Genomic DNA, 21,038 nt, shown 5'->3' with positions numbered 1-21,038 from the left:
CGATCGATGCGCCGATTGACCGTGGTGCAGTTGCTGCCGGCGCTGCACTCCGGCGGTGTCGAGCGCTCGACCCTTGAAATTGCAGCGGCGCTGGTGGCTGCCGGCCATCGCGCGCTGGTGGTGTCCGCTGGCGGTCGCCTGGTACAGCCGTTGCTCGATAGTGGTGCCGAGCACCTCACCCTCGATATCGGCCGCAAGTCGCTGCTGACCCTGCGTCACCTGCCGACCCTGCGTCGCCTGTTCACCGAGGTCGGGGCGGATATCGTGCATGCCCGTTCGCGGCTGCCGGCCTGGCTGGGTCTGTACGCGATCCGTGCGATGCCCGCCGCACAGCGCCCACATTGGGTGACTACCGTGCACGGCCTGAATTCGCCCAGTCGCTACAGCGCGGTGATGACCAGCGGAGAACGCGTGATCTGCGTGTCCAACACCGTGCGCGACTATGTGCAGCGGCACTATCCGACGGTTCCCGAAGCGAGGCTGAAGGTGATTCCGCGCGGCGTCGATGTCGGCCAGTTCCCGCGCGTGGCGCGTGCCGATCGCCGTCCGCGGCTGGCGCTGGCCGCGGATTACCCGTGGCTGACGCAGGTTGAAGGGCCGCTGCTGCTGCTGCCAGGGCGGGGTACCCGCCTGAAGGGCCACGCACACGCGCTGCAGCTGCTGGCTGACGTGCGCGCCACCGGTGTGCCGGCACAGCTGTGGATGCTGGGCACTGATGAACCCGGCCGCGAAGCCTACGTTGCTGATCTGCGCAGGCAGGCGGTGGCGCTGGGGATCGCCGATGCGGTGCAGATCAGCACGCCGACCGCGCGCATCGCCCAGGCCTATGCCGCCAGCGACCTGGTGCTGCAGCTGTCGGACAAGCCCGAAGCGTTCGGCCGCACCGTGGTCGAGGCGTTGTCGGTCGGTCGCCCGGTACTGGGCTGGGACCATGGCGGCGTCGGCGAACTACTGCGTCAGCTGCAGCCCAGCGGCGCGGTGCCGCTTGGTGATGCGCGCGCACTGGGTGAACGCGCGCTGGCCCTGCTGGCGCAGCCGCCGTCCTTGCCGACCCGCATCCCGTTTACCCTGCAGGCCATGCAGCGCGATACCCTCCGCCTCTATGCCGACCTCGCCGGCTGATCCTGCCGTCATCGTGCGCGACGACCGCGCCGGGCGCTGGGCGCCCTGGTGGGTGCTGGCGTACGTGGCGATGTGGCCGTTGCCGGGCATCGCCGAAACCGTGCTCGGACTTGGCGCGTTGTATGCTGCCGCGCGCATGGTCATGCGTCGGCTGCAGCGCCGCCCGCACCTGTTGAGCACGGCGGCGTGGGCGCTGACCTCGATCCTGTTCCTCGGCTATTGGCTGCCGCAGGCGTTCTCCGCGTTCGATGCCATCGATCCGGCGGCGTCGTGGACCAAGGCCGCCGCCGGCCTGCGCTATCTGCCCTTCATGTGGCTGGTGGCAATTGCTGTGGCCACGCCGGAACGGCGGCGGCTGACCTTCGGCGGGCTGGCGCTGATCACCGCTGCCTGGACGCTGGATGCGCTGGTGCAGGCCGCCGCCGGTACCAGCCCGTGGTTCTGGTCGCTGGAACACCTGAAGCTGGCCGTGAGCGGCCATGCACTGTGCCCGGCCGACGAGGCCGCGCTGGCCGACCGCCTCAGTGGCGCACTGGGTCCGTGCAACCTGAAGTTCGGGCAGGTGCTGGCCAGCCTGTCGCCGTTCCTGCTGCTGCCAGTGGCGCGCCGCTTCGGCAACCTGGGCTGGGTGCTGGCAGCGGTGGCACTGGGCTGCGTGCTGCTGCTGGCCGGCTCGCGCGCGTCATGGATCACTTTCGCGCTGGTGCTGGCCTACAGCGGCGTGCGCCAGTTCGGTTGGAAGCGGTTGGCGGTGCTGGCCCTGGTCGCTGTTCTCGGAGCAGGAGCGCTGGCCGCCAGCGTGCCGCAGCTGCGCGATCGCATGGCACGCACAGCGATGGCCTGGGACGATGGCGGACAAGGCGTTGATGAAGCGCTGTCGGGTCGCGCCCGGATATGGGAAGCCGCTGCATGCATGATCGAGGCGCATCCGGTCAATGGCGTTGGCGCACGTGGCTTCCGCGATGCCTATCCGGACTGCGTGGCTGAGGAGGGCCCTGCGGTGTGGGGCAATGCTCCGGCCTTGCATGCACACCAGATCGTGCTGGAAATCCTTGCTGAAACCGGCGTGCTCGGCCTGCTACTGTGGTTGGCCGCGGTCGCCCAGGCCTGGCGTGCGTGGCGTTTCGCGCCCGCCGCCGCCCGCGAGCGAGCGCGCCCGGCAATGCTGGCGCTGGCGGTCACGGTGTTTCCGCTCAACACCCACCTCGCGTTCTATTCCGCGTTCTGGGGTGGCCTGACGGTGCTGCTGGCCGCATTGTTCGCCGGCAGCCTGCTGGCACGCGAATCGGATGAATCTCCGCCGAGCCAGTAGTTGCCAACCTTGGTTGGCTCCTCGGGACCGGACTCGGTTCATCGGTGTCAACCAAGGTTGGCGACTACCATGAGCACGCCGGCCATTCCACCGCATCCGGTTATTTGTAGAAATCGCTCCGCCCACCGGGCTGGCGCTTGAAACGGCGGTGGATCCACAGGTACTGGTCGGGCGCCTCGCGCACCATCGCTTCGATGGCCTGGTTGACCCGCGTGGTATCGGCTTCCACGTCTTCGCTGGGGAAATTCTCCAGCGGCGCGCCGATCTTCAGGAAATACTTCCCGCCTTCGCGGCGGTGGAAATACGGGATCACCGCACAGCCGGTCATCCGTGCCAGCTGGTGGGTGGCAGTGATGGTCGACGCGGTGTGGCCGAAGAACGGCACGAACACGGTGTCCTTGCCGCGCATGTCCTGGTCCGGCGCGTACCAGAGGAAGCCGCCCTTCTTCAGGTGGCGCACCGTGGCACGGATGTCTTCGTTGGCGTACATCGCCTTGGCGTAGCGCAGGCGGCCGAACTTCACCGCCCACTCGTACACCGGGTTCTTGTGCTTGCGGTACATGCCCGACAGGTCAACGTAGTCGCACAGCAGGCGGCCACACATCTCCAGGGTCATGAAGTGGCCGGAGACCAGCAGTACGCCGCGACCCTCGGCCTGCATCTGCCGCAGATGTTCCAGACCCTCGATCTGCACCTGCGGGCGGATGCGGTCGATGCTGCCCCACCAGGCGCGGATGCACTCGAACACGCCCACGCCCAGTGCATCGAAGCTGTCGCGGACCAGGCGCTGGCGCCAGGCTTCGTCCTTCTCGGGGAAGCACAGCTGCAGGTTGACCTCGGCGGCGCGGCGACGGCTGCCAAGCAGGCGCCAGCTGATCCAGCCGACGCCACGGCCCAGCGCACGCTGCAGCATCCACGGCAGGCGGGCGATGGCGAAAGCGCCGAACATGACGGCGAACATCGGCCAGTTGCGGGGATCGCGCAGCGACGGGCGGACGGCGGTGGAGGCATCGGACATTCCCCATTCTACCAACCCGGCCGCGTGTCTTTCCCGGGGGGCTCCCGTATCCTTGCCGCATGCGTAAAGACCCTGTCGAATGGATCCTGCGCGGCCTGTATTCAGCCGTGCTCTACATCCTGCTGCCGATCACGGTGTACCACCTGGTCTGGCGGGGTTTCCGGGTCCGTGAATACTTCCGGCGCTGGGACGAACGCTACGCGTCCTACCCGCAGCCCAGCGGACAGCCGCGGGTCTGGCTGCACGCGGTGTCGGTGGGTGAGGTCAACGCCGCCGCCCCGTTGGTGAACGCCCTGCGCCAGCAGCGCCCGGACATCCGCTGGGTCATCACCACCATCACTCCGACAGGCTCGGAGCGCGTGCGCGCGCTGTGGGGCGATGCGCTGGACCATGTCTACCTGCCGTACGACGTGCCGGGCAGCGTCAACCGCTTTCTTGGCCATTTCCAGCCCAGCCTGGCGCTGATCCTGGAAACCGAACTGTGGCCGAACATGCTGTTCGGCTGCCGCGACCGCCGCATCCCGGTCTATATCCTCAATGCCCGCCTGTCGGCGCGTTCGTTGCGAGGCTACCGTTTGCTGGCCGCACTGATCCGCCGCGCGCTGCGCACCGTCACCTGCGTTGCCGCACAGTCGCAGGATGATGCCGAGCGCTTCGTGCAGCTGGGCGCCGTGCCGGAACAGGTGCAGGCGCTGGGCAATCTGAAGTTCGATATCGCCACGCCGGAGGTACAGGGCTTTGTCGAACAGTTCCATGCACGCGTGCCGGCCGGGCGCCCGGTGTGGATCGCGGCCAGTACCCATGACGGCGAAGAACAAGCGGTGGTCGATCTGCATCGACGCCTGCGCCAGCAGCACCCCGGCCTGCTGCTGTTGTGGGCGCCGCGTCACCCCGAGCGTTTCCCCAAAGTGGAAGCCCTGGCCCGCGAACAGGGCTGGAACGTGGCGACCCGTCGCGCGAAGCAGTGGCCCGAGGCCGATACCGATGTGTTCGTCATCGATACCCTGGGCGAGCTGATGCCGTTCTACGCCTGCGCACAGGTTGCGTTCGTCGGTGGCAGCCTGCAGCCGATCGGCGGCCACAACCTGTTGGAACCGGCAGCGATGGGTACGGCGACGGTGACCGGTCCGCACCTGCATAACTTCGCCGAGATCTCGCGACGCATGCGTGAGGCCGGTGCATTGCTGATCGGCGAGGATGTGCAGGCGGTTGGCGATCTGCTGCAGCATCTGCTCGACAGCGTGCAGGCGCGCGAAGAGATGGCGCGTGCCGGGTGCACGTTGGTCAGCAATGGTCGCGGCGCGTTGCAGCGCACGCTGGAGCTGGTTGCGCCGCACCTGCCGCCGCCTCGCCGATAGGCAAGGGGCAGTTTCTCTGCCCGCAGCCGGGCTGTCGTGAACGCCTGCATCAATTCTGCTTAGCGGTTGGATTCCTGTCGCCGCCGGACCGGTTGTGTAGAAGACAGCGTGCGTGCGATCACATCGCGGCATAGACCGCACGGAATCTGATACCGCCCCTTGGCGCGGGCTGCCAGCCTGCGGTCGCCCGCATCTGGGCGGATATCAAGAGGACTTGCGATGGATGGCGGCAGCAGCAGGGATGGCGTCGGCGGACTGCATCCCGGGAAGGAACATCTGGCGGTGGTTGCGTTGACGCTGCTGCTGGGAGGAAACGTGGTGGCGCGGGTCGGCCAGTACACCGCTGCCCAGGCCGGTCCAGCGATCGTGCTCAGTCTGCTTCTGGCCGCATTGGCTGCCGGACTTGTGCTGTGTTGCCTGCAGGTAGTGCGCCAGCAACGGCCAGGCGCGGATGGCCTGCACGGGCTGCTGGTTGCAAGTTGGGGCAGGGGCCTCGCCGGCCTGCTGGGCGCCGTATTGCTGCTGGAGCTGGTGGCGACGGCCGCAGGCGTCGCGCAGTCCGCCGCCCTGCATCTACATGCGGTGCTGGCCAGCCGAGGCATCAGCACGGACAGCTGGCTGCCGGGCCCGTTGCTGGCGGCTGCCGGTGCGCTGTCGTTGGGAATGTTCGCGGTGTTGCCGCCGCGGCGTGCAGCACTGCTGGTCTGCGCGCTGCTGACGGTGAAGATCGGTATTGGTGTGCTGCTGCTGGCGCTGGCGGCGCGGCATGTGCACTACGCTCATTGGATTCCCTGGTTGCCAGAGGCAACCGCACCCTATCACTTCGGGCTGGGTGGCGTGCTTGCCGCGAGCGTGTCGTTGCTGGGCGTGTTTGCCAGCGTCGGTCTGGCGCTGGGCTTTCCCGGCCTGCGCCTTCGAACGGTATCGCAGCAGTCCAGGGTGCTGGCGGTGATGGTGCTGCTGGCCATGCTGCTGTTGATGCTGCTGGCCGCGCTGCAGGCTGGGCTGGTCGCGTTCCCGGCACTGGACAGCACGCGTCCGTTGTCGGTGGCACTGCAAGGCCATCCGGAACTGCAGTGGCTGCTGCCGCTGCTGCCTTTCGCCGGCATGACCGGATTGGCGGCGCTGCTACTGGTGCTGGTGTTGCTGGCCGCACATCTGGCAATGGGGATGTGGTCAGTGGCATGGGAAGAGGAACGCGGGCCCAGGAAAACGCTGGCGACCGTGGTCGTCGTTCTGCTCTCGGCCTTGCTGGCGCTATGGGTGCCGATCGGGTGGCTGCCGGTGCTGCCTGGCCCGGTGGCCTTGCTGGTGACGGCAGCGCTGTGCCTGGGAGCGCTGCGCACGCGGCACCGCATCGAGGTGTCGCGCGGCTCGCGATGGTCGGCGACGATGCCGGTGCTTGCGCCCTTGGCGGCGGCACTATGCCTGTTGTCGGCGGTGCTGCAACTGCGCGCATGGCCCGGCTGATGCCGGTAGTTCCGCGTCATGCGTGGATGCGTGTGCATGCGGCGTCCACAAAAAAGCCACCCTCGCGGGTGGCTTCTTCGTTGCCGGCAGGGCGACGACTCAGTTCGTGGTCGTTGCCGGGTTGCCCGCGTCCTGGGTCAGCAGGCGGTTGACGTCCTGCAGCTCGGCCACGTCCAGCGCGCCCAGCGACTGGCTCAGCAGCAAGCGGTTCTGCAGGAAGGTGTAACGGGCCTGTGCATAGTCCAGCTGCGCCGAGAACAGGATGCGCTGGTTCTGGATCACGTCCAGCACGGTACGGGTACCGACTTCCAGGCCGACCTGCGACGCGTCGTACGCGCTCTGCGCCGAAACCACCGCCAGGCGGCGGGCTTCCACTTCGCTGATGCCCTGCACCAGGGTCTGGTAGGCATTGCGGGTGTTGCGGTCCAGGGCACGCTTCTGCTGCTCGTAGCCGTCCTGGGCGATGTCACGCTGGGCCAACGCCTGACGCACGCCGGACTGGGTGGCACCGCCGGAGAAGATCGGCACGCTCAGGGTCAGCCCGATGCTGTTGGTACGAGCGTCCGGCGACAGCGAACCGGCGCCGGTGCTGTCACCCCAGGTCGCGCTCTTGCCCCAGCTGCCGCCCAGCGACAGGGTGGGGTAGTGACCACCACGGGCGGCCTGCACGCCGGCTTCGGCGGCACTTACCTTGAGTTCCTGCGCCTTCAGCGCCGGATTCTGGGTGCTGGCCTGGTGCACCAGCTCGTCGATGTTGCCGCGGTTGGCCGGCACTTCCGGGCGGAAGTCCGCCGGCAGGCCCCGCAGGTTGACCACCGGCTGGCCGGTCAGTTCGGTCAGCGCCTGATAGTTATCGGCCAGGGTGTTCTGCGCAACGATGGTGTTGGCGCGCGCCTGGTCGTACTGGGCGCGTGCTTCGTGCACGTCGGTGATCGGCGCCAGGCCCACTTCCAGGCGCTTGTCGGCGAAGTCGAACTGCTTCTTCGCGGCCGCTTCATTGGTCTGTGCGGCGTTCAGAGATTCGATCGCCACCAGCACGTTGAAGTAGGCCGCCGAGGTGCGCACGATCAGGCTGTCGTTGGCCGAATCGAGGGTGAAGTCCGCTGCCTTGCTCAGTTCGCGCTGCGAACGCAGGTTGTTGATCTGGGTCCAGTTGAACAGCGTCTGGCTGCCGTTGATCGTGTAGTTGCGGCGCTTGCTGGTGACCGTGCCGGAGTTGGCGTCATGGTCGGCTTCGCTGCGCGAGCGGTTCAGTGTGGCCGTGCCGTCGATCTGCGGCAGCAGGGCAGCACGCGCCTGCACGGCGCCTTCCTTGTCGTACAGCCGGGTGGATTCGGCGGCGGACAGCTGCGGGTCACCATTGCGCGCCATTTCATAGACCTGCAGCAGGTCGGCGGCATGGGCGGACAACGGCAGCAGGGCAGTGGCCAGCGCAACAGCGAGGGATCGGCGGATCATTGCGGCTTCCTTGGACTCAGAGGTGGAACTGGGGTGCCGGGGCGGCACCGCGCAGGTAATCGATATCGGTCTCGAACAGGGACTCGCTGCTGCCGTCGGCCTTGACCAGCAGGGCCTCCATCGCCGGCGAACGGCCATGGATCACGAACAGGCGACCACCCGGACGCAGCCACGATGCGAACTGTGACGGCACCACGTCGACGGCACCAGTGACACAGATCACGTCAAAGCGGCGTTCGGTCTGCCAGGCCAGGGCGTCGGCCACTTCCACGCGGACGTTGGTGCCCAGGCCGGAAGCATCCAGGCGCGCGCGTGCGGCGGCGGCCAGCTCCGGGTCGATCTCCAGGCTCAGCACGTCGCGCGCCAGCGCGCCAATGCAGGCCGACAGGAAACCGCTGCCGGTGCCGATTTCCAGCACTTCGTCACCCGGCTGCAGGTCCAGTGCCTGCAGGGTACGGCCCTCGATGACCGGCTTCATCATCTTCTGGCCATGGCCGATCGGCAGTTCAACATCGGCGTAGGCCAGCGCCCGGTGCGCGTCGGCGACGAAGGCCTCGCGCGGCAGGCGGGCCAGGACGTCGAGCACCTTGATGTCCAGCACGTCCCAGGGACGGATCTGCTGTTCCACCATCAGTTCGCGGGCGTGGGCGTAATCAATCGTCATGAGGTTCAAATCCAGCGCAGTGGGCCGGCCATTTTACCGGTGCCGGAGGCCGGCGGCGCGCCCAGAGCATCAGCTGCCGGGTAGCCGGGGTCGCAGTGCCGGAAGTCATCGCGACCTCCGGTTCGTTCAGTTTTGGTTATCCGGCCGTCCCGGCCCCTCTTGGCGCGTAGGCGCGCAGGAAGAAGTCGATGCTGGCGGTCACGTGGGTGAGAGGGTCGCATTCCACCGGTGACAGTGGCATGCCGCACATCATATGCATGTGCACTTCGCCCTTGACCAGGGTCAGGAACTGCTGGCCGGCCAGGTAATAGTCGGGGATCTCCAGTTCGCCTCGCGCACCGCGCGCGCGCAGGAAGTCGGCCAGGGCCTCGCAGGTGCGCTCCGGACCGGCCTGCCAGAACAGCTCGCGCAAGCGCTCATCGGTTTCCGGCGCCATCATCATGCGCTGGATGGAAATCGCAGCATCGGAGGTGATCAGCTCGAAGAAGGCCAGGCCGATACCGATCAGCTGGTCGCGCAGCGGGCCGTCCGCGTCGGCCACGAACAGCGCGTCAGGCAGCATTTCAATGCATTTTGACTGCACTGCCTCGGAGAACAGGGTCTCCTTGTCGCCGAAGTGGCTGTACACGGTCAGCTTCGAGACGCCGGCCTGAGCGGCGATGGTGTCCATGCTCACACCCGTATAGCCCTGTTCGATGAACAGTGCTTTGGCTGCTTCAAGGATCGCCGCGCGCTTGCCGAGGTCCTTGGGACGCCCGGGTCCGGCGGCCTTGGCAGCGGGCTTGGCCGACGGCTTGCGGGAAGTGGGAGAACTCATCACGACAATACTAGACCAAGCGGTTCGATATTTATACTATACCGACTGGTTCACTAATGTCCGTGTCGCAACAGTATGTTGCCGACGCGTTCCCCCGGATCCCCTTTTCAGGTCTTGTACCTCATGAAGAACATGCGTTGGTTGGGTGTTGGCGTGCTGGCGGTGGTGGTGGCAGCCTGTGGCAGGCAGGCCGCCGAACCGGTGGCGGCCATTCCGGTGCTGGTGGTGCATCCCACCACGCAGGACGGACAGGCGCCGGCGGCCTACCCCGGCGAGGTACGCGCCCGCCAGGAGAGCCCGCTGTCGTTCCGGGTCGGCGGCAACCTGATCAAGCGTCATGTTGACGCCGGGCAGCGCGTGAAGAAGGGCCAGCTGCTGGCCGAGCTGGACGTGGCCGACTACGCCTCGCAGGCAGCCGCCTCGCAGGCGCAGCTGGCGGCGGCGGAAGCCGACCTGGTGCGCGCCCGCGATGACCAGAAGCGCTACGCCAAGCTGGCCGAGGACCAACTTGTCAGCCGCTCGGCGCTGGACCAGCAGACCGCCGCGTTCAAGGCCGCGCAGGGCCAGGCCAATGCCGCCCGCGCCAACCTGGCGGTGGCCCGCAACCAGGCCGAGTACGCGCAGCTGCGCGCGCCGGCCGACGGCGTGATCGCCAACCGCCAGGCCGAAGCCGGGCAGGTGGTCAGTGCCGGGCAGACGGTGTTCACCCTGGCCGCAGATGGTGGCCGCGAAGTGCTGATCGCGCTGCCGGAAAGCAGCATCCGCGACTACAAGGTCGGTCAGTCGGTGCAGGTGGAACTGTGGAACCGCCCGGGCCAGCTGCTGCCGGGCACCCTGCGCGAGATCGCGCCGGCCGCCGACGCGCAGGCGCGCACCTATGCCACGCGGGTCAGCCTGGCGCCGGAAGCCTTGAGCGAAGTCGAACTGGGCCAGAGCGCGCGGGTGTTCGCCGCGGCTGGCCGCAATGGCACCCTGCAGCTGCCGCTCGGCTCGGTGCTGCGCGGCAGTGATGGCAAGGCCAGCGTGTGGGTGGTCAATCCGTCCAATGGTGCGCTGAAGGCCACCCCGGTGACGGTCGGTGCCTATGGTGCGCAGGCGGTGCCGGTGCTGTCCGGCGTGGCCGCGGGTGACTGGGTGGTGGCTGCCGGCGGCCATCTGCTGCGCGAAGGCCAGGTGGTGACGCCGGTCGACCGCCAGAATCGTCCGGTGCTGGCACCGGCGGCCACGCCGGCCGCAGGCAAGGGGCACTGATCCGTGCGCCGCTTCAATCTCTCCGAATGGGCGTTGGGCAATCGCCCGCTGGTGCTGTTTGCGATGCTGGCCTTCGCCGTCATCGGCGCCTGGTCCTACAAGCACTTGGGTCAGTCTGAAGATCCACCCTTCACCTTCAAGGCGATGGTGGTGCGCACAATGTGGCCTGGCGCCACCGCCGAGCAGGTCTCGCGGCAGGTAACCGAGCCGATCGAGAAGGCGCTGATGAACACCGGCGAGTACGAGTTCATCCGCTCGTACTCCCGCCCGGGCGAATCGCAGGTGATCTTCATGGCCCGCGACAGCCTGCGTTCCAAGCAGATTCCCGATCTCTGGTACCAGGTGCGCAAGCGCGTGGGTGACATCAAGGCGACGCTGCCGCGCGAGATCGTCGGGCCGTTCTACAACGATGAGTTCGGCGATACCTTCGGCAACATCTATGCGCTGACCGGCGAAGGCTTCGACTACGCGGTGATGCGCGACTTTGCCGACCGCATCCAGCTGGAACTGCAGCGCGTGCCCGACGTCGGCAAGATCGACCTGGTCGGCCTGCAGGACGAGAAGGTCTGGATCGAACTGTCCAACACCAAGCTGGCCACGCTGGGCGTGTCGCTGCAGCAGGTGCAGCAGGCGTTGGCCGACCAGAACGCGGTGACCGCCACCAGCTTCTTCGAGACCCCGACCGATCGCGTGCAGCTGCGCGTGACCGGCCAGTTCGATTCGATCGAAGACATCCGCAAGTTCCCGATCCAGGCCGGCGAGCGGACCTTGCACCTGGGCGACATCGCCGAGGTGAAGCGTGGCTTTGCCGATCCGGCCTCGCCGAAGATGCGCTTCATGGGCCAGGATGCGATCGGCCTGGCGGTGGCGATGAAGGATGGCGGCGACATCCTGAAACTTGGTGCCACCCTGGATGCCGAGTTCGAGCGGCTGCAGAAGACCCTGCCGGCCGGCATGCAGCTGCGCAAGGTGTCCGACCAGCCGCACGCGGTGGAAGAGTCGGTGGGTGAGTTCGTGCAGGTGCTGACCGAAGCGGTGGTGATCGTGCTGCTGGTCAGCTTCTTCTCGCTGGGCCTGCGCACCGGCCTGGTGGTGGGCGTGACCATTCCGCTGGTGCTGGCGATGACCTTCTTCGTCATGCACTACTTCGACATCGGACTGCACAAGATCTCGCTGGGCGCGCTGGTGCTGGCGCTGGGCCTGCTGGTGGACGATGCGATCATCGCGGTGGAGATGATGGCCACCAAGATGGAGCAGGGCTACGACCGCCTGAGCGCGGCCAGTTTTGCCTGGGAATCGACCGCGTTCCCGATGCTGACCGGCACGCTGATCACCGCGGCCGGCTTCCTGCCCATTGCAACGGCGGCCTCAAGCACCGGCGAGTACACCCGTTCGCTGTTCCAGGTGGTGACCATCGCGCTGGTGGTGTCCTGGATCGCAGCGGTGCTGTTCATCCCGTACCTGGGCGACAAGATGCTGCCGGACCTGTTCAATCCGCAGCTGCCCAAGCCCGACAGCCTGGCCGGTCGCTGGCGCGCCAAGCGCCTGCAGTGGGCCGACCGCCATCCGGCGCTCGCGCGCTGGATCGCGCCGAAGGAGCATGCGCACGACCATGACCCGTACCAGCGGCCGTTCTATACCCGCTTCCGGGGTTTCCTGGATACCTGCCTGCGCCATCGCTGGTGGGTGATCGGTGCGACCATCGCGCTGTTCATCGGCTCGCTGATGCTGTTCCGCTTCGTGCCGCAGCAGTTCTTCCCCGATTCCACCCGGCCCGAACTGATGGTGGACATCGAACTGGCCGAAGGCGCATCGCTGGCCGCCACCCAGGCGCAGGCCGACAAGCTGGAGAAGCTGCTGAAGGGGCGCGAAGGCATCAGCAACTACGTGGCCTACGTCGGCACCGGTTCGCCGCGCTTCTACCTGCCGCTGGACCAGCAGCTGCCGGCCACCAACTTCGCCCAGTTCGTGGTGCTCACCGAAGACGCCAAGGCCCGCGAAGCGACCCGCGACTGGATGCTGAAGGACGTGATCAAGCAGTTCCCGGACGTGCAGATGCGCGTGACCCGGCTTGAGAACGGCCCGCCGGTCGGCTACCCGGTGCAGATGCGTGTATCCGGCGAGCACATCGCACAGGTGCAGGCGATCGCGCGCCAGGTCGAGGCCAAGGTACGGGAGAACCCGCACGTGATGAACGTTAATCTGGACTGGAGCGAGCCGAGCAAAGTGGTGCGGTTGGTGATCGACCAGGACCGAGCACGTGCACTGGGCGTCAGCAGCGCGCAGGTCAGCCAGTTCCTCAGCAGTTCGCTGTCGGGCATGAGCGTCAGCACCTACCGCGAAGGCAACCGCCAGATCGAGATGCTGCTGCGTGGCCCGGACAACGAGCGCGCGCAGCTGGATCTGATCGGCAGCCTGGCGATGCCCACCAGCAGCGGCACGGCGGTGACGCTGTCGCAGGTCGCGCGCCTGGAATACGCCTTCGAGGACGGCATCATCTGGCATCGCAACCGCCTGCCGACGGTGACCGTGCGTGCCGACATCAGCGACGGCATGCAGGCGCTGGACGTGGTGCAGCAGATCGTGCCAACGCTGGACGGCATCCGTGCCGAACTGCCTAGTGGCTACCTGCTGGAAACCGGTGGCTCGGTGGAAGATTCGGCACGTGGGCAGAACTCGATCAAGGCCGGCATGCCGTTGTTCCTGATCGTGGTGGCCACGCTGCTGATGCTGCAGCTGCGCAGCTTCTCGCGCGCGGCGATGGTGCTGGTGACCGCGCCGCTGGGCATCATTGGTGCCACGTTGTTCCTGCTGCTGTTCCGCGCCCCGTTCGGCTTCGTGGCGCTGCTGGGCACGATCGCGCTGGCCGGCATGATCATGCGCAACTCGGTGATCCTGATCGACCAGATCCAGCAGGATATCGACGCCGGGCATGACCGCTGGCATTCGATCATCGATGCGACGGTGCGCCGTTTCCGCCCGATCGTGCTGACTGCATTGGCGGCCGTGCTGGCAATGATTCCGCTCTCGCGCAGTGCGTTCTATGGCTCGATGGCGATTTCGATCATGGGCGGCCTGATCGTAGGTACGGTGCTGACCCTGGTGTTCCTGCCGGCGTTGTACGCGGCATGGTTCCGGGTCAAGCCGGACGAATCCGGGGCGTGACGCCCCGGGTTTCCCGGCCACCGGGCTGAGCCCCCTCTGCGGTGGGTTCAGAAGCGGGATCGCTGGTCCGGGCCGGGTGGGTGGGCTGTTCGGGGGACGCCGCAAGTACGTCCTTGTAGGCTTGGCAGCCGCATCCATGCGGCTGACACCCCCGCCCAGCCCACCCACCCGGCCCCTGACAGTTTCCTGTGGCCTGCACCGCAGGAAGAGAAAGTAGAAGATCAAAAGCAAAGGCAACAGCAACAGCCGCGTGCTGATGGTTGGGGTCGGATACACCTCATCCACGCACGGCGTGGATCCACCGACCGTCATCGGGAAATGATCGGAGGCGGGGAGGGGGCAGGTGGCGGGACCGTCCACGGCATGGATGCCGTGGCCGAGCCTACAGGGATGTACTTGCGGCGTGTCCCGCCAGCTGCCCCCTCCCCGCCAACCAAGCAACAACCCAGAGCCGCTCTGGCTTTTGCAGTTGCTTTTGCAGTTGCAGTTGCCTCGGCGGGCGCCGGGCAGCCGCCCGGCCGATCACCCCTGCAACTGCAGCCGCTCACGCAGCAGCGGCACCAGCCAATCCAGGAACACCTGCACACGTTGCGCGCGATGCTGCCGGTGCGGCAGCAACAGGGTCACCGGCAGCGGCTGCGCCGCGTACTGGGGCATCACTTCCACCAGCGCACCGGTTTGCAGTTCGGCCTGCACGTCGTAGCGTGGAATCTGCAGCAGTCCCAGCCCCGCGACGCAGCAGGCAATCGACGCCTCGGCGCTGTTCACCCGCACCCAGCCCGGCATCGGCAGCGTGCGCAGCTGGTCGCCGTCCTGCCATTCCCACGGTTCCACCCGCGCCGTGGTCGGCGACGCATAGTTCACCGCGCGGTGCTGCTGCAGGTCGGTGGGGTGCTGCGGCACGCCGTGCGCGTGCAGGTACGCCGGCGCGGCAACGTTGACGAAGTCCAGCTGGCCCAGCGTGCGGGCCACCAGACTGGAGTCGCCCAGCTGCCCCACCCTCAGCACCGCATCGCAGCCGTCCTCGATCAGATTCACCGCGCGATCGGTCATGCCCAGGTCCAGCTCGACCTGGGGGTGCCGTGCGAAGAAGTCCGGCAGCGCCGGGGCGATGATGCGGCGGCCGATCCGGCTGGGTACATCGATCTTCAACAGGCCACTCGGCTGTGCGTCGTCCTGGCGGAACAGCGACTCGGCGTCTTCCACCTCGGCAATCAGGCGTAGGCAGCGAACATAGAACGTGTCGCCATCGTGGGTGGTGGAGACCCTGCGGGTGGAGCGCTGCAGCAGGCGCGTGCCCAGGCGCTGCTCGAGTTCCGCCACGGCCGCCGAGACGGTGGAGCGGGGCAGGCCGAGCTGGTCGGCGGCGCGGGTGAAGCTGGTGCACTCCACCACCCGGGCAAAGATGCGGAAACGCTCGATCCGGTCCATTGTTCGCCCGCTTTGGAAAGTTAAGTCAATGTTGCGGTCTTTATCCGCAATTTCTGCACGATATCGTCGTCGGCACAGGGTTGCCAGCCCGGCAGCCTCTTCCCGAGACCGATGCCATGACCGACCACCGTATCCAGGGCAAGACCGTGCTGATCGCCGGCGGTGCCAAGAACCTCGGCGGGCTGATCGCCCGCGACTTCGCCGAACAGGGCGCCAAGGCCATCGTCATCCACTACAACAGCGCCGCCACCCAGGCCGACGCCGAGGCGACCGTTGCGGCGGTGCAGGCCGCAGGTGCCAAGGCCGTGGCGTTGCAGGCCGATCTGACCTCGGCCGCTGCGATGGAGCGTCTGTTCGCCGACGCGGTCGCCGCCGTCGGTCGCCCCGACATCGCCATCAACACCGTCGGCAAAGTGCTGAAGAAGCCGATGCTGGACATCAGCGAAGCGGAGTACGACCAGATGAGCGCGGTCAATGCGAAGACGGCCTTCTTCTTCCTCAAGGAGGCAGGACGCCATGTCAACGACGGCGGCCGCATCTGCACGCTGGTCACGTCGCTGCTGGGCGCGTTCACGCCGTTCTATTCCAGCTACGCGGGCACCAAGGCGCCGGTGGAACACTTCACCCGCGCGGCATCGAAGGAGTTTGGCGAGCGTGGAATCTCGGTGACCGCGATCGGACCCGGGCCGATGGATACGCCGTTCTTCTATCCGGCCGAGAGTGCCGATGCGCAGGCCTACCACAAGACTGCCGCGGCGCTGTCGCCTTTCACCCGTACCGGCCTGACCGACATCGCCGACATCGTGCCGTGGATCCGCTTCCTGGTGACCGATGGCTGGTGGATGACTGGGCAGACCATCCTGGTCAATGGCGGTTACACCACCAAGTAGAGACGAATCACGCGCGATTGGGGCGGACCTGAAGCGTCGCGCCATGCTCGACGATTCATCCTGCAGGCCGTCCACGGGCACAATAGCCGGCTGTTCTGGGCCCGGAGTGCCAGCATGTTCCCTCGCACGTTCCACGCTTTCACGTTGATGTTGATTGCCTCCAGCGGCGTTGCCGATGCAACGCCCGCAGGAACCGATGCCCAGCAGTTCCAGCAGAACCTGATCGCAGTGCTGGAATGCCGCGCGACACCTGCGGTGCGGCAGGCACTGGGCAGCCAGCTGCGGGTCGTCCGCTATGGCTCTGCAACGGAACGACCGGCGCACCTGCGTGGCTGGCGCTTCATCGCAGCCGATCACCCCGAGATCGAGAGCGCGGTCACGCGCATCGAACTGCCTGCGCCCATCACCGCCAACGGCATCACCACCCGCGAGCTGCTGGCTGACGACCTCGGTCTGGGCATGTTCCTCGATGCGGTGCAGCGTGAGCGGATCGTGGCCGAGGACGGCCTGCGGATGCGGACCAGCACGCTGCACGAGCCGTTCCGGGCCTGGTGGCGACCAGCGTCGGACGTTGCTGCGGCGGCACAGGCCTGGCGGGTGATACGAAGCGAGGGCGCAGGCAACCGCCTGTCGTGTGATTACCGGGAGCGATATCAGAAACTGGACGACCAGCAGGCGGCCGACCGCCTGCGCGAGGACCTGGTAGCGGTTCTGGAGTGCCGCGCGGACGCGGAGGCCTGGCAGCGCTTTGGCGAATTCTGGACGCGTGTCAGCGCGCACAGCCCGCTTGGGTGGCCGGCGCAGGTACGCGCGCTGGACGCACCTGCATGCATGGCTCGCGAAGGCGGCTCCCGTTGTGAGCGGATAGCGCTCGATGCGCCGATCACCGTGCATGGCCTGGCCGTGGCGTCGGTGATGATCGAGCCCAGTTACGCGTCAGGCCATGTTGCAGCGGACCTGGGCATGGTGCCCGTCGACGATGCACTTCAGGCGGCGATTCCAGGTGCTACGGCGGCCGGGGAAATCATCTGGACCTTGCCGGCAGCACCTCTGCAGGAGCGGCCGCGCGAGCGCTTCGTGGTGCGCACCACCGATGGGCGCACACTGATGGGGTGTGCGACGTCCAAGGCGGTCTACAGAGGACGGTAGCCCAATGCGTGCGCGTCGGTGCCGGGCAGTGCCCGGCACCGTCATGCATCAGCCCAGCTTCGCCAGCACCGCATCTGTCGCGGCGGCGGTACTCACCGCGTGGCCCTTGGCGGCCAGGTCTGCGGTGAAAACGCCATCGTCCAGCACCGCGTGCACTGCCGCTTCCACTGCTGCTGCTTCGTCTTCCAGCCCCAGCGAATGGCGCAGCAGCATCGCCGCGCTGAAGATCGTTGCGTAGGGATTGGCGATGCCCTTACCGGCGATATCCGGCGCCGAACCGTGGATGGGTTCGTAGATGCCGACCGCGCCCGGCTCGCCCAGCGATGCCGACGGCAGCAGGCCCAGCGAGCCGGCCAGCATCGAGGCCTCGTCGGTGAGGATGTCGCCGAACATGTTCTCGGTGACGATCACGTCATACTCGCGCGGCTTGGCCAGCAGGTGCATCGCCATCGAATCGACCAGCTGGTGCTCCAGTTCAACGTCGGGGAATTCCTCGCGGCCGATGCGCGCGGCCACGTCACGCCACAGGCGTGAGGTTTCCAGCACATTGGCCTTGTCCACCGAGGTGACCTTGCCGCGACGCTGCTGCGCCAGGCGGAAGGCACTGCGCAGCACGCGCTCGATTTCCACCACGGTGTAGCGGCACAGATCGCTGGCGCTGTCGGCGTCGCGGGTCTTGTCGCCGAAGTAGATGCCGCCGGTCAGTTCGCGCACGACCACGAAGTCCACCCCCTGCAACAGCTCGGCCTTGATCGGCGAGGCGTGCAGCGCGGCTTCATGGGTTCGCACCGGGCGCAGGTTGGCGTACAGGCCCAGCGCCTTGCGGATCGCCAACAGGCCCTGTTCCGGGCGCACCTTGGCGTTCGGGTCGGACCACTTGGGGCCACCGACCGCACCCAGCAGTACCGCGTTGGCAGCCTGGCAGGCAGCCAGGGTGGAGGCGGGCAGCGGTTCACCATGGCGATCGATGGCAATGCCACCGATATCGTGTTCGCTGAAGGCAAAGGTGTGGTTGAAACGTTCGGCGACGGCCTTCAGGACGGCGACTGCCGCGGCGGCCACTTCCGGGCCGATGCCATCACCGGGCAGGACAACAATTTCAGCGTGCATGCTCACTCTCGTAACGTTCGATTTCAGGGACACGGCCCAACAGATATCCCAACTGGTCGACACCTTCCAGCAGGCAGGTCTGCGAGAAACCATCCAGCGGGAAGGAATAGACGCGACCATCGGGCGTGCGCAGTTCGCGGCTGGCCACGTCGATGGTCAGTTCATCGTCCGGGCGCTGCATCAGCGCCTGCACATCGGCCTCGTCCAGCACGATCGGCAGCAGGCCGTTCTTCAGCGAGTTGCCACGGAAGATGTCGGCGATCTCGCTGCTGACAATGGCACGCAGGCCGAGGTCGGTCAGCGCCCACGGTGCATGCTCGCGCGAGGAACCGCAGCCGAAGTTGCGGCCCGCCAGCAGGATGCTGCGGCCGGCATTGTGCGGTTGGTTGAAGGCGAAGTCCGCCACGGGCGAGCCATCGGCCTGCCAGCGCCAATCGTTGAACGCATTGCGGCCCAGGCCAGCACGTTCGGTGGTGGACAGGAACCGCGCCGGAATGATCTGGTCGGTGTCGATGTTGGTCTGGCGCAGCACCACGCTGGCCGAGCTCAGGGTGCGGAAGCCGCTCATCAGGCCACCTCCTGGGCGAACAGCTCACGGGCATCGGCGACGTGGCCCTGCACAGCGGCCCACGCAGCACTCATCGGCGAGGCCAGCAGCGTGCGCGAGCCCGGGCCCTGGCGGCCTTCGAAGTTGCGGTTGCTGGTGCTGACCGCCAGTTGGCCGGGGGCAACCAGGTCGCCATTCATGGCGATGCACATCGAACAGCCCGGTTCGCGCCATTCTGCACCGGCCGCGCGCACGATCTCATGGATGCCTTCGGCCTCGGCTTCGCGCTTGACGATCTCCGAGCCCGGCACCACCAGCATGCGCACGCGCTCAGCGACGCGACGACCGCGCAGCACCTGGGCCACTTCGCGCATGTCGCTCAGGCGGCCATTGGTGCACGAGCCGACGAAGACTACGTCCACCGGCGTGCCGGCCAGCGCCTTGCCTGCCTCGAAGTGCATGTAGTCCAGGCCCTTCTGCGCAGCGGCGTCGTTGGCAGCGGGAATCGGTGCATCCACCGCGATGGCGGTGCCGGGATGGGTGCCCCAGGTCAGCGTCGGGCGGATATCGGCGGCGTCGATATGCACCTCGCTGTCGAAGCGCGCGCCTTCGTCGCTGCGCAGTTGCGTCCAGCGTGCGACGGCCGCCTCGAAGTCGGCACCCTTGGGGCCGCGCGGGGTGGCGGCGACGAAATCGAACGTCACCTGGTCCGGCGCGACCATGCCGGCGCGCGCGCCCGCCTCGATCGACATGTTGCACAGGGTCATGCGCTGTTCCATGTCCATCGCTTCGATGGTGCTGCCACGGAACTCGATCACGTGGCCGGTGCCGCCGTTGACGCCGATCACGCCGATGATGTGCAGGACCACGTCCTTGGCACCAACGCCGGGTGCCAGGGTGCCATCGACGCTGATCGCCAGGGTCTTCGCCTTGCGCTGCAGCAGGCACTGCGTGGCCAGTACGTGGCCGACTTCACTGGTGCCGATGCCGAAGGCCAGCGAACCGAATGCACCGTGGGTGGAGGTATGGCTGTCACCACAGACGATGGTCATGCCCGGCTGGGTGAAACCCTGTTCAGGGGCGATCACATGAACGATGCCGCGATTGTCCGAGGCCATGTCGAACAGTTCGATGCCGTGCTCGGCGCAGTTGCGCGCCAGCGTGGCGACCTGGGCTTCGGAGGCGGCGCTGGCATAGGGCAGCTTGCCGTCGGCTGCAGCCGGCAGGGTCGGCGTGGAGTGGTCCATCGTCGCCTTGGTGCGATCCGGTCGGCGCGGAGCCAGGCCGCGCTCGCGCAGCTCGGTGAATGCCTGCGGCGAGGTCACCTCGTGGATCAGGTGCAGGTCGATGTACAGCACGGCGGGCGCGCTGTCGGATTCGGGGACAACCACGTGGGCGTCCCACAGTTTGTCGTACAGGGTGCGGGGTGCGGAAGTCATGCGTGTGCCTGGCAGAAGTACGAAGTTGCGAACATCGGAAAAGATAACGAATGGATCACGTCAGCGGCGACGGGCAAGTACCCGCAACCGCACATAGTCGGCCAGCGGCTGGCCGGCGGCATCGCGCGGCAGCTCGGCCAGCAGGGCGGCAGCGGCCTCGCGCACGGTGGCGCGTGCCTCCGCCGGCAGATCGTCCAGCAGTGGCGCAGCGAACACCCGCAGCCAGCCGGCCACGCCGGTCGGCAGTGCGGTCGGGCGCGGCACGGATTCGATCAGCTGCACCTGGAAGCCATGCTGGCGCAGGCGGTCGGCATAGGCGTCGGCAGTAGGGAAGTACCACTGGAATGCGCTGGCGCCGTGGCCATGGGCCACGCGTGCGGCCTGCACCGCGGCAATGATCGTGGCCACGTTGCCATGGCCGCCGAACTCGGCAACGAAGCGGCCGCCCGGGCGCAGTGCGCGGCGCACACCTTCCATCACCCGGTCGGGGTTGCTCATCCAATGCAGTGCCGCGTTGCTGAACACCGCATCGAACTCACTGTCGAACGACAGCGCGTGGCCGTCCATCACCTGCGCATCGACGCCGCGTGCACGTGCGGCGATCACCAGCTCCGGCGAAGCATCCACACCGTGGATGCGCGCACCGCTGAGCGCCAACTCAGTGCTGAGCACGCCGTCGCCACAGCCCAGGTCGAGGATGCGTTCACCGGCGCGCGGGTCGAGCAGGCGCGATACCGCGCCGCCGAGCAGCGGCACGAAGCCGGCGTCGATTGCATAGTCCTGGGCATTCCAGTGCTGCCCTGCGGGCAGTGCCGTGGTGTCGAAGGCGCTCATGTC

At 67.2% G+C, this 21,038-nt stretch carries 17 protein-coding genes; 8 read left to right on the top strand and 9 right to left on the bottom strand.

Features of this window, described 5'->3' with window-relative positions; translation table 11 throughout:
- Window positions 1–6 precede the first annotated feature (6 nt).
- A complete protein-coding gene (locus V9K93_RS05415; RefSeq protein ID WP_295379140.1) occupies window positions 7–1,122 on the top strand; it encodes a glycosyltransferase in 1,116 nt (371 codons plus the stop codon).
- On the top strand, window positions 1,103–2,434 hold the full coding sequence (locus tag V9K93_RS05410) for an O-antigen ligase family protein (RefSeq protein WP_046985257.1): 1,332 nt from the start codon (window positions 1,103–1,105) through the stop codon (window positions 2,432–2,434). Before V9K93_RS05415 ends, V9K93_RS05410 begins: the two co-directional genes overlap by 20 nt.
- A 100-nt stretch (window positions 2,435–2,534) precedes the next feature.
- On the opposite strand, the gene V9K93_RS05405 is transcribed toward V9K93_RS05410, so the two are convergent.
- Complete coding sequence (locus V9K93_RS05405) at window positions 2,535–3,452, bottom strand: LpxL/LpxP family Kdo(2)-lipid IV(A) lauroyl/palmitoleoyl acyltransferase (protein WP_046985258.1); 918 nt, start codon at window positions 3,450–3,452, stop codon at window positions 2,535–2,537.
- 59 nt (window positions 3,453–3,511) lie between these two features.
- On the opposite strand from V9K93_RS05405, the gene waaA reads away from it, so the two are divergent.
- Together waaA and V9K93_RS05395 are read left to right on the top strand one after the other, a co-directional pair.
- Window positions 3,512–4,810, top strand: a complete 1,299-nt coding sequence (gene waaA / locus V9K93_RS05400; protein WP_046985259.1) for a lipid IV(A) 3-deoxy-D-manno-octulosonic acid transferase — start codon at window positions 3,512–3,514, stop codon at window positions 4,808–4,810.
- A gap of 219 nt (window positions 4,811–5,029) precedes the next feature.
- On the top strand, window positions 5,030–6,280 hold the full coding sequence (locus tag V9K93_RS05395; RefSeq protein WP_337302176.1) for an amino acid transporter: 1,251 nt from the start codon (window positions 5,030–5,032) through the stop codon (window positions 6,278–6,280).
- A gap of 99 nt (window positions 6,281–6,379) precedes the next feature.
- On the opposite strand, the gene V9K93_RS05390 is transcribed toward V9K93_RS05395, so the two are convergent.
- The 3 genes from V9K93_RS05390 to V9K93_RS05380 form a co-directional block, all read right to left on the bottom strand.
- Entirely contained in the window at window positions 6,380–7,738 is a 1,359-nt protein-coding gene (locus V9K93_RS05390) for a TolC family outer membrane protein (protein ID WP_046985261.1), read from the bottom strand.
- A gap of 16 nt (window positions 7,739–7,754) precedes the next feature.
- Window positions 7,755–8,402: a protein-L-isoaspartate O-methyltransferase family protein gene (locus tag V9K93_RS05385; RefSeq protein ID WP_006390984.1), complete on the bottom strand. Its 648-nt coding sequence runs from the start codon at window positions 8,400–8,402 to the stop codon at window positions 7,755–7,757.
- Between the two features lie 136 nt (window positions 8,403–8,538).
- The gene (locus tag V9K93_RS05380; RefSeq protein ID WP_046985263.1) at window positions 8,539–9,219 is read right to left on the bottom strand and encodes a TetR/AcrR family transcriptional regulator; all 681 of its coding nucleotides are present in this window, start codon (window positions 9,217–9,219) and stop codon (window positions 8,539–8,541) included.
- Window positions 9,220–9,342: 123 nt separating this feature from the next.
- Here V9K93_RS05380 and V9K93_RS05375 point away from each other — a divergent pair, with 123 nt between their 5' ends.
- Together V9K93_RS05375 and V9K93_RS05370 are read left to right on the top strand one after the other, a co-directional pair.
- A complete protein-coding gene (locus tag V9K93_RS05375; protein ID WP_337302175.1) occupies window positions 9,343–10,470 on the top strand; it encodes an efflux RND transporter periplasmic adaptor subunit in 1,128 nt (375 codons plus the stop codon).
- Window positions 10,471–10,473: 3 nt separating this feature from the next.
- The gene (locus tag V9K93_RS05370) at window positions 10,474–13,635 is read left to right on the top strand and encodes an efflux RND transporter permease subunit (RefSeq protein WP_337302174.1); all 3,162 of its coding nucleotides are present in this window, start codon (window positions 10,474–10,476) and stop codon (window positions 13,633–13,635) included.
- Window positions 13,636–14,157: 522 nt separating this feature from the next.
- On the opposite strand, the gene V9K93_RS05365 is transcribed toward V9K93_RS05370, so the two are convergent.
- On the bottom strand, window positions 14,158–15,066 hold the full coding sequence (locus V9K93_RS05365; protein ID WP_093817962.1) for a LysR family transcriptional regulator: 909 nt from the start codon (window positions 15,064–15,066) through the stop codon (window positions 14,158–14,160).
- A gap of 116 nt (window positions 15,067–15,182) precedes the next feature.
- On the opposite strand from V9K93_RS05365, the gene V9K93_RS05360 reads away from it, so the two are divergent.
- Together V9K93_RS05360 and V9K93_RS05355 are read left to right on the top strand one after the other, a co-directional pair.
- On the top strand, window positions 15,183–15,956 hold the full coding sequence (locus V9K93_RS05360) for an SDR family oxidoreductase (protein ID WP_222388408.1): 774 nt from the start codon (window positions 15,183–15,185) through the stop codon (window positions 15,954–15,956).
- A gap of 114 nt (window positions 15,957–16,070) precedes the next feature.
- Complete coding sequence (locus V9K93_RS05355; protein ID WP_337302173.1) at window positions 16,071–17,105, top strand: hypothetical protein; 1,035 nt, start codon at window positions 16,071–16,073, stop codon at window positions 17,103–17,105.
- A 48-nt stretch (window positions 17,106–17,153) separates the two neighbouring features.
- Here the strand turns inward: V9K93_RS05355 and leuB are convergent, their stop codons facing one another.
- The 4 genes from leuB to V9K93_RS05335 are packed head-to-tail and all read right to left on the bottom strand — an operon-like array spanning window position 17,154 to window position 21,035.
- On the bottom strand, window positions 17,154–18,215 hold the full coding sequence (gene leuB / locus V9K93_RS05350; protein ID WP_337302172.1) for a 3-isopropylmalate dehydrogenase: 1,062 nt from the start codon (window positions 18,213–18,215) through the stop codon (window positions 17,154–17,156).
- Complete coding sequence (gene leuD, locus V9K93_RS05345) at window positions 18,205–18,783, bottom strand: 3-isopropylmalate dehydratase small subunit (protein ID WP_136638940.1); 579 nt, start codon at window positions 18,781–18,783, stop codon at window positions 18,205–18,207. The genes leuB and leuD overlap by 11 nt, the downstream gene beginning before the upstream one ends.
- Entirely contained in the window at window positions 18,783–20,201 is a 1,419-nt protein-coding gene (leuC, locus tag V9K93_RS05340; protein WP_337302171.1) for a 3-isopropylmalate dehydratase large subunit, read from the bottom strand. The genes leuD and leuC overlap by 1 nt, the downstream gene beginning before the upstream one ends.
- A gap of 60 nt (window positions 20,202–20,261) precedes the next feature.
- A complete protein-coding gene (locus tag V9K93_RS05335; RefSeq protein WP_337302170.1) occupies window positions 20,262–21,035 on the bottom strand; it encodes a class I SAM-dependent methyltransferase in 774 nt (257 codons plus the stop codon).
- Window positions 21,036–21,038: the final 3 nt, after the last annotated feature.

Source organism: Stenotrophomonas sp. CCNWLW162, from assembly GCF_037203745.1.
Taxonomy (GTDB): domain Bacteria; phylum Pseudomonadota; class Gammaproteobacteria; order Xanthomonadales; family Xanthomonadaceae; genus Stenotrophomonas; species Stenotrophomonas maltophilia_AQ.
The sequence above is the reverse complement of the archived record's forward strand: the minus strand, read 5'-3'. Positions and strand labels throughout refer to the sequence as shown.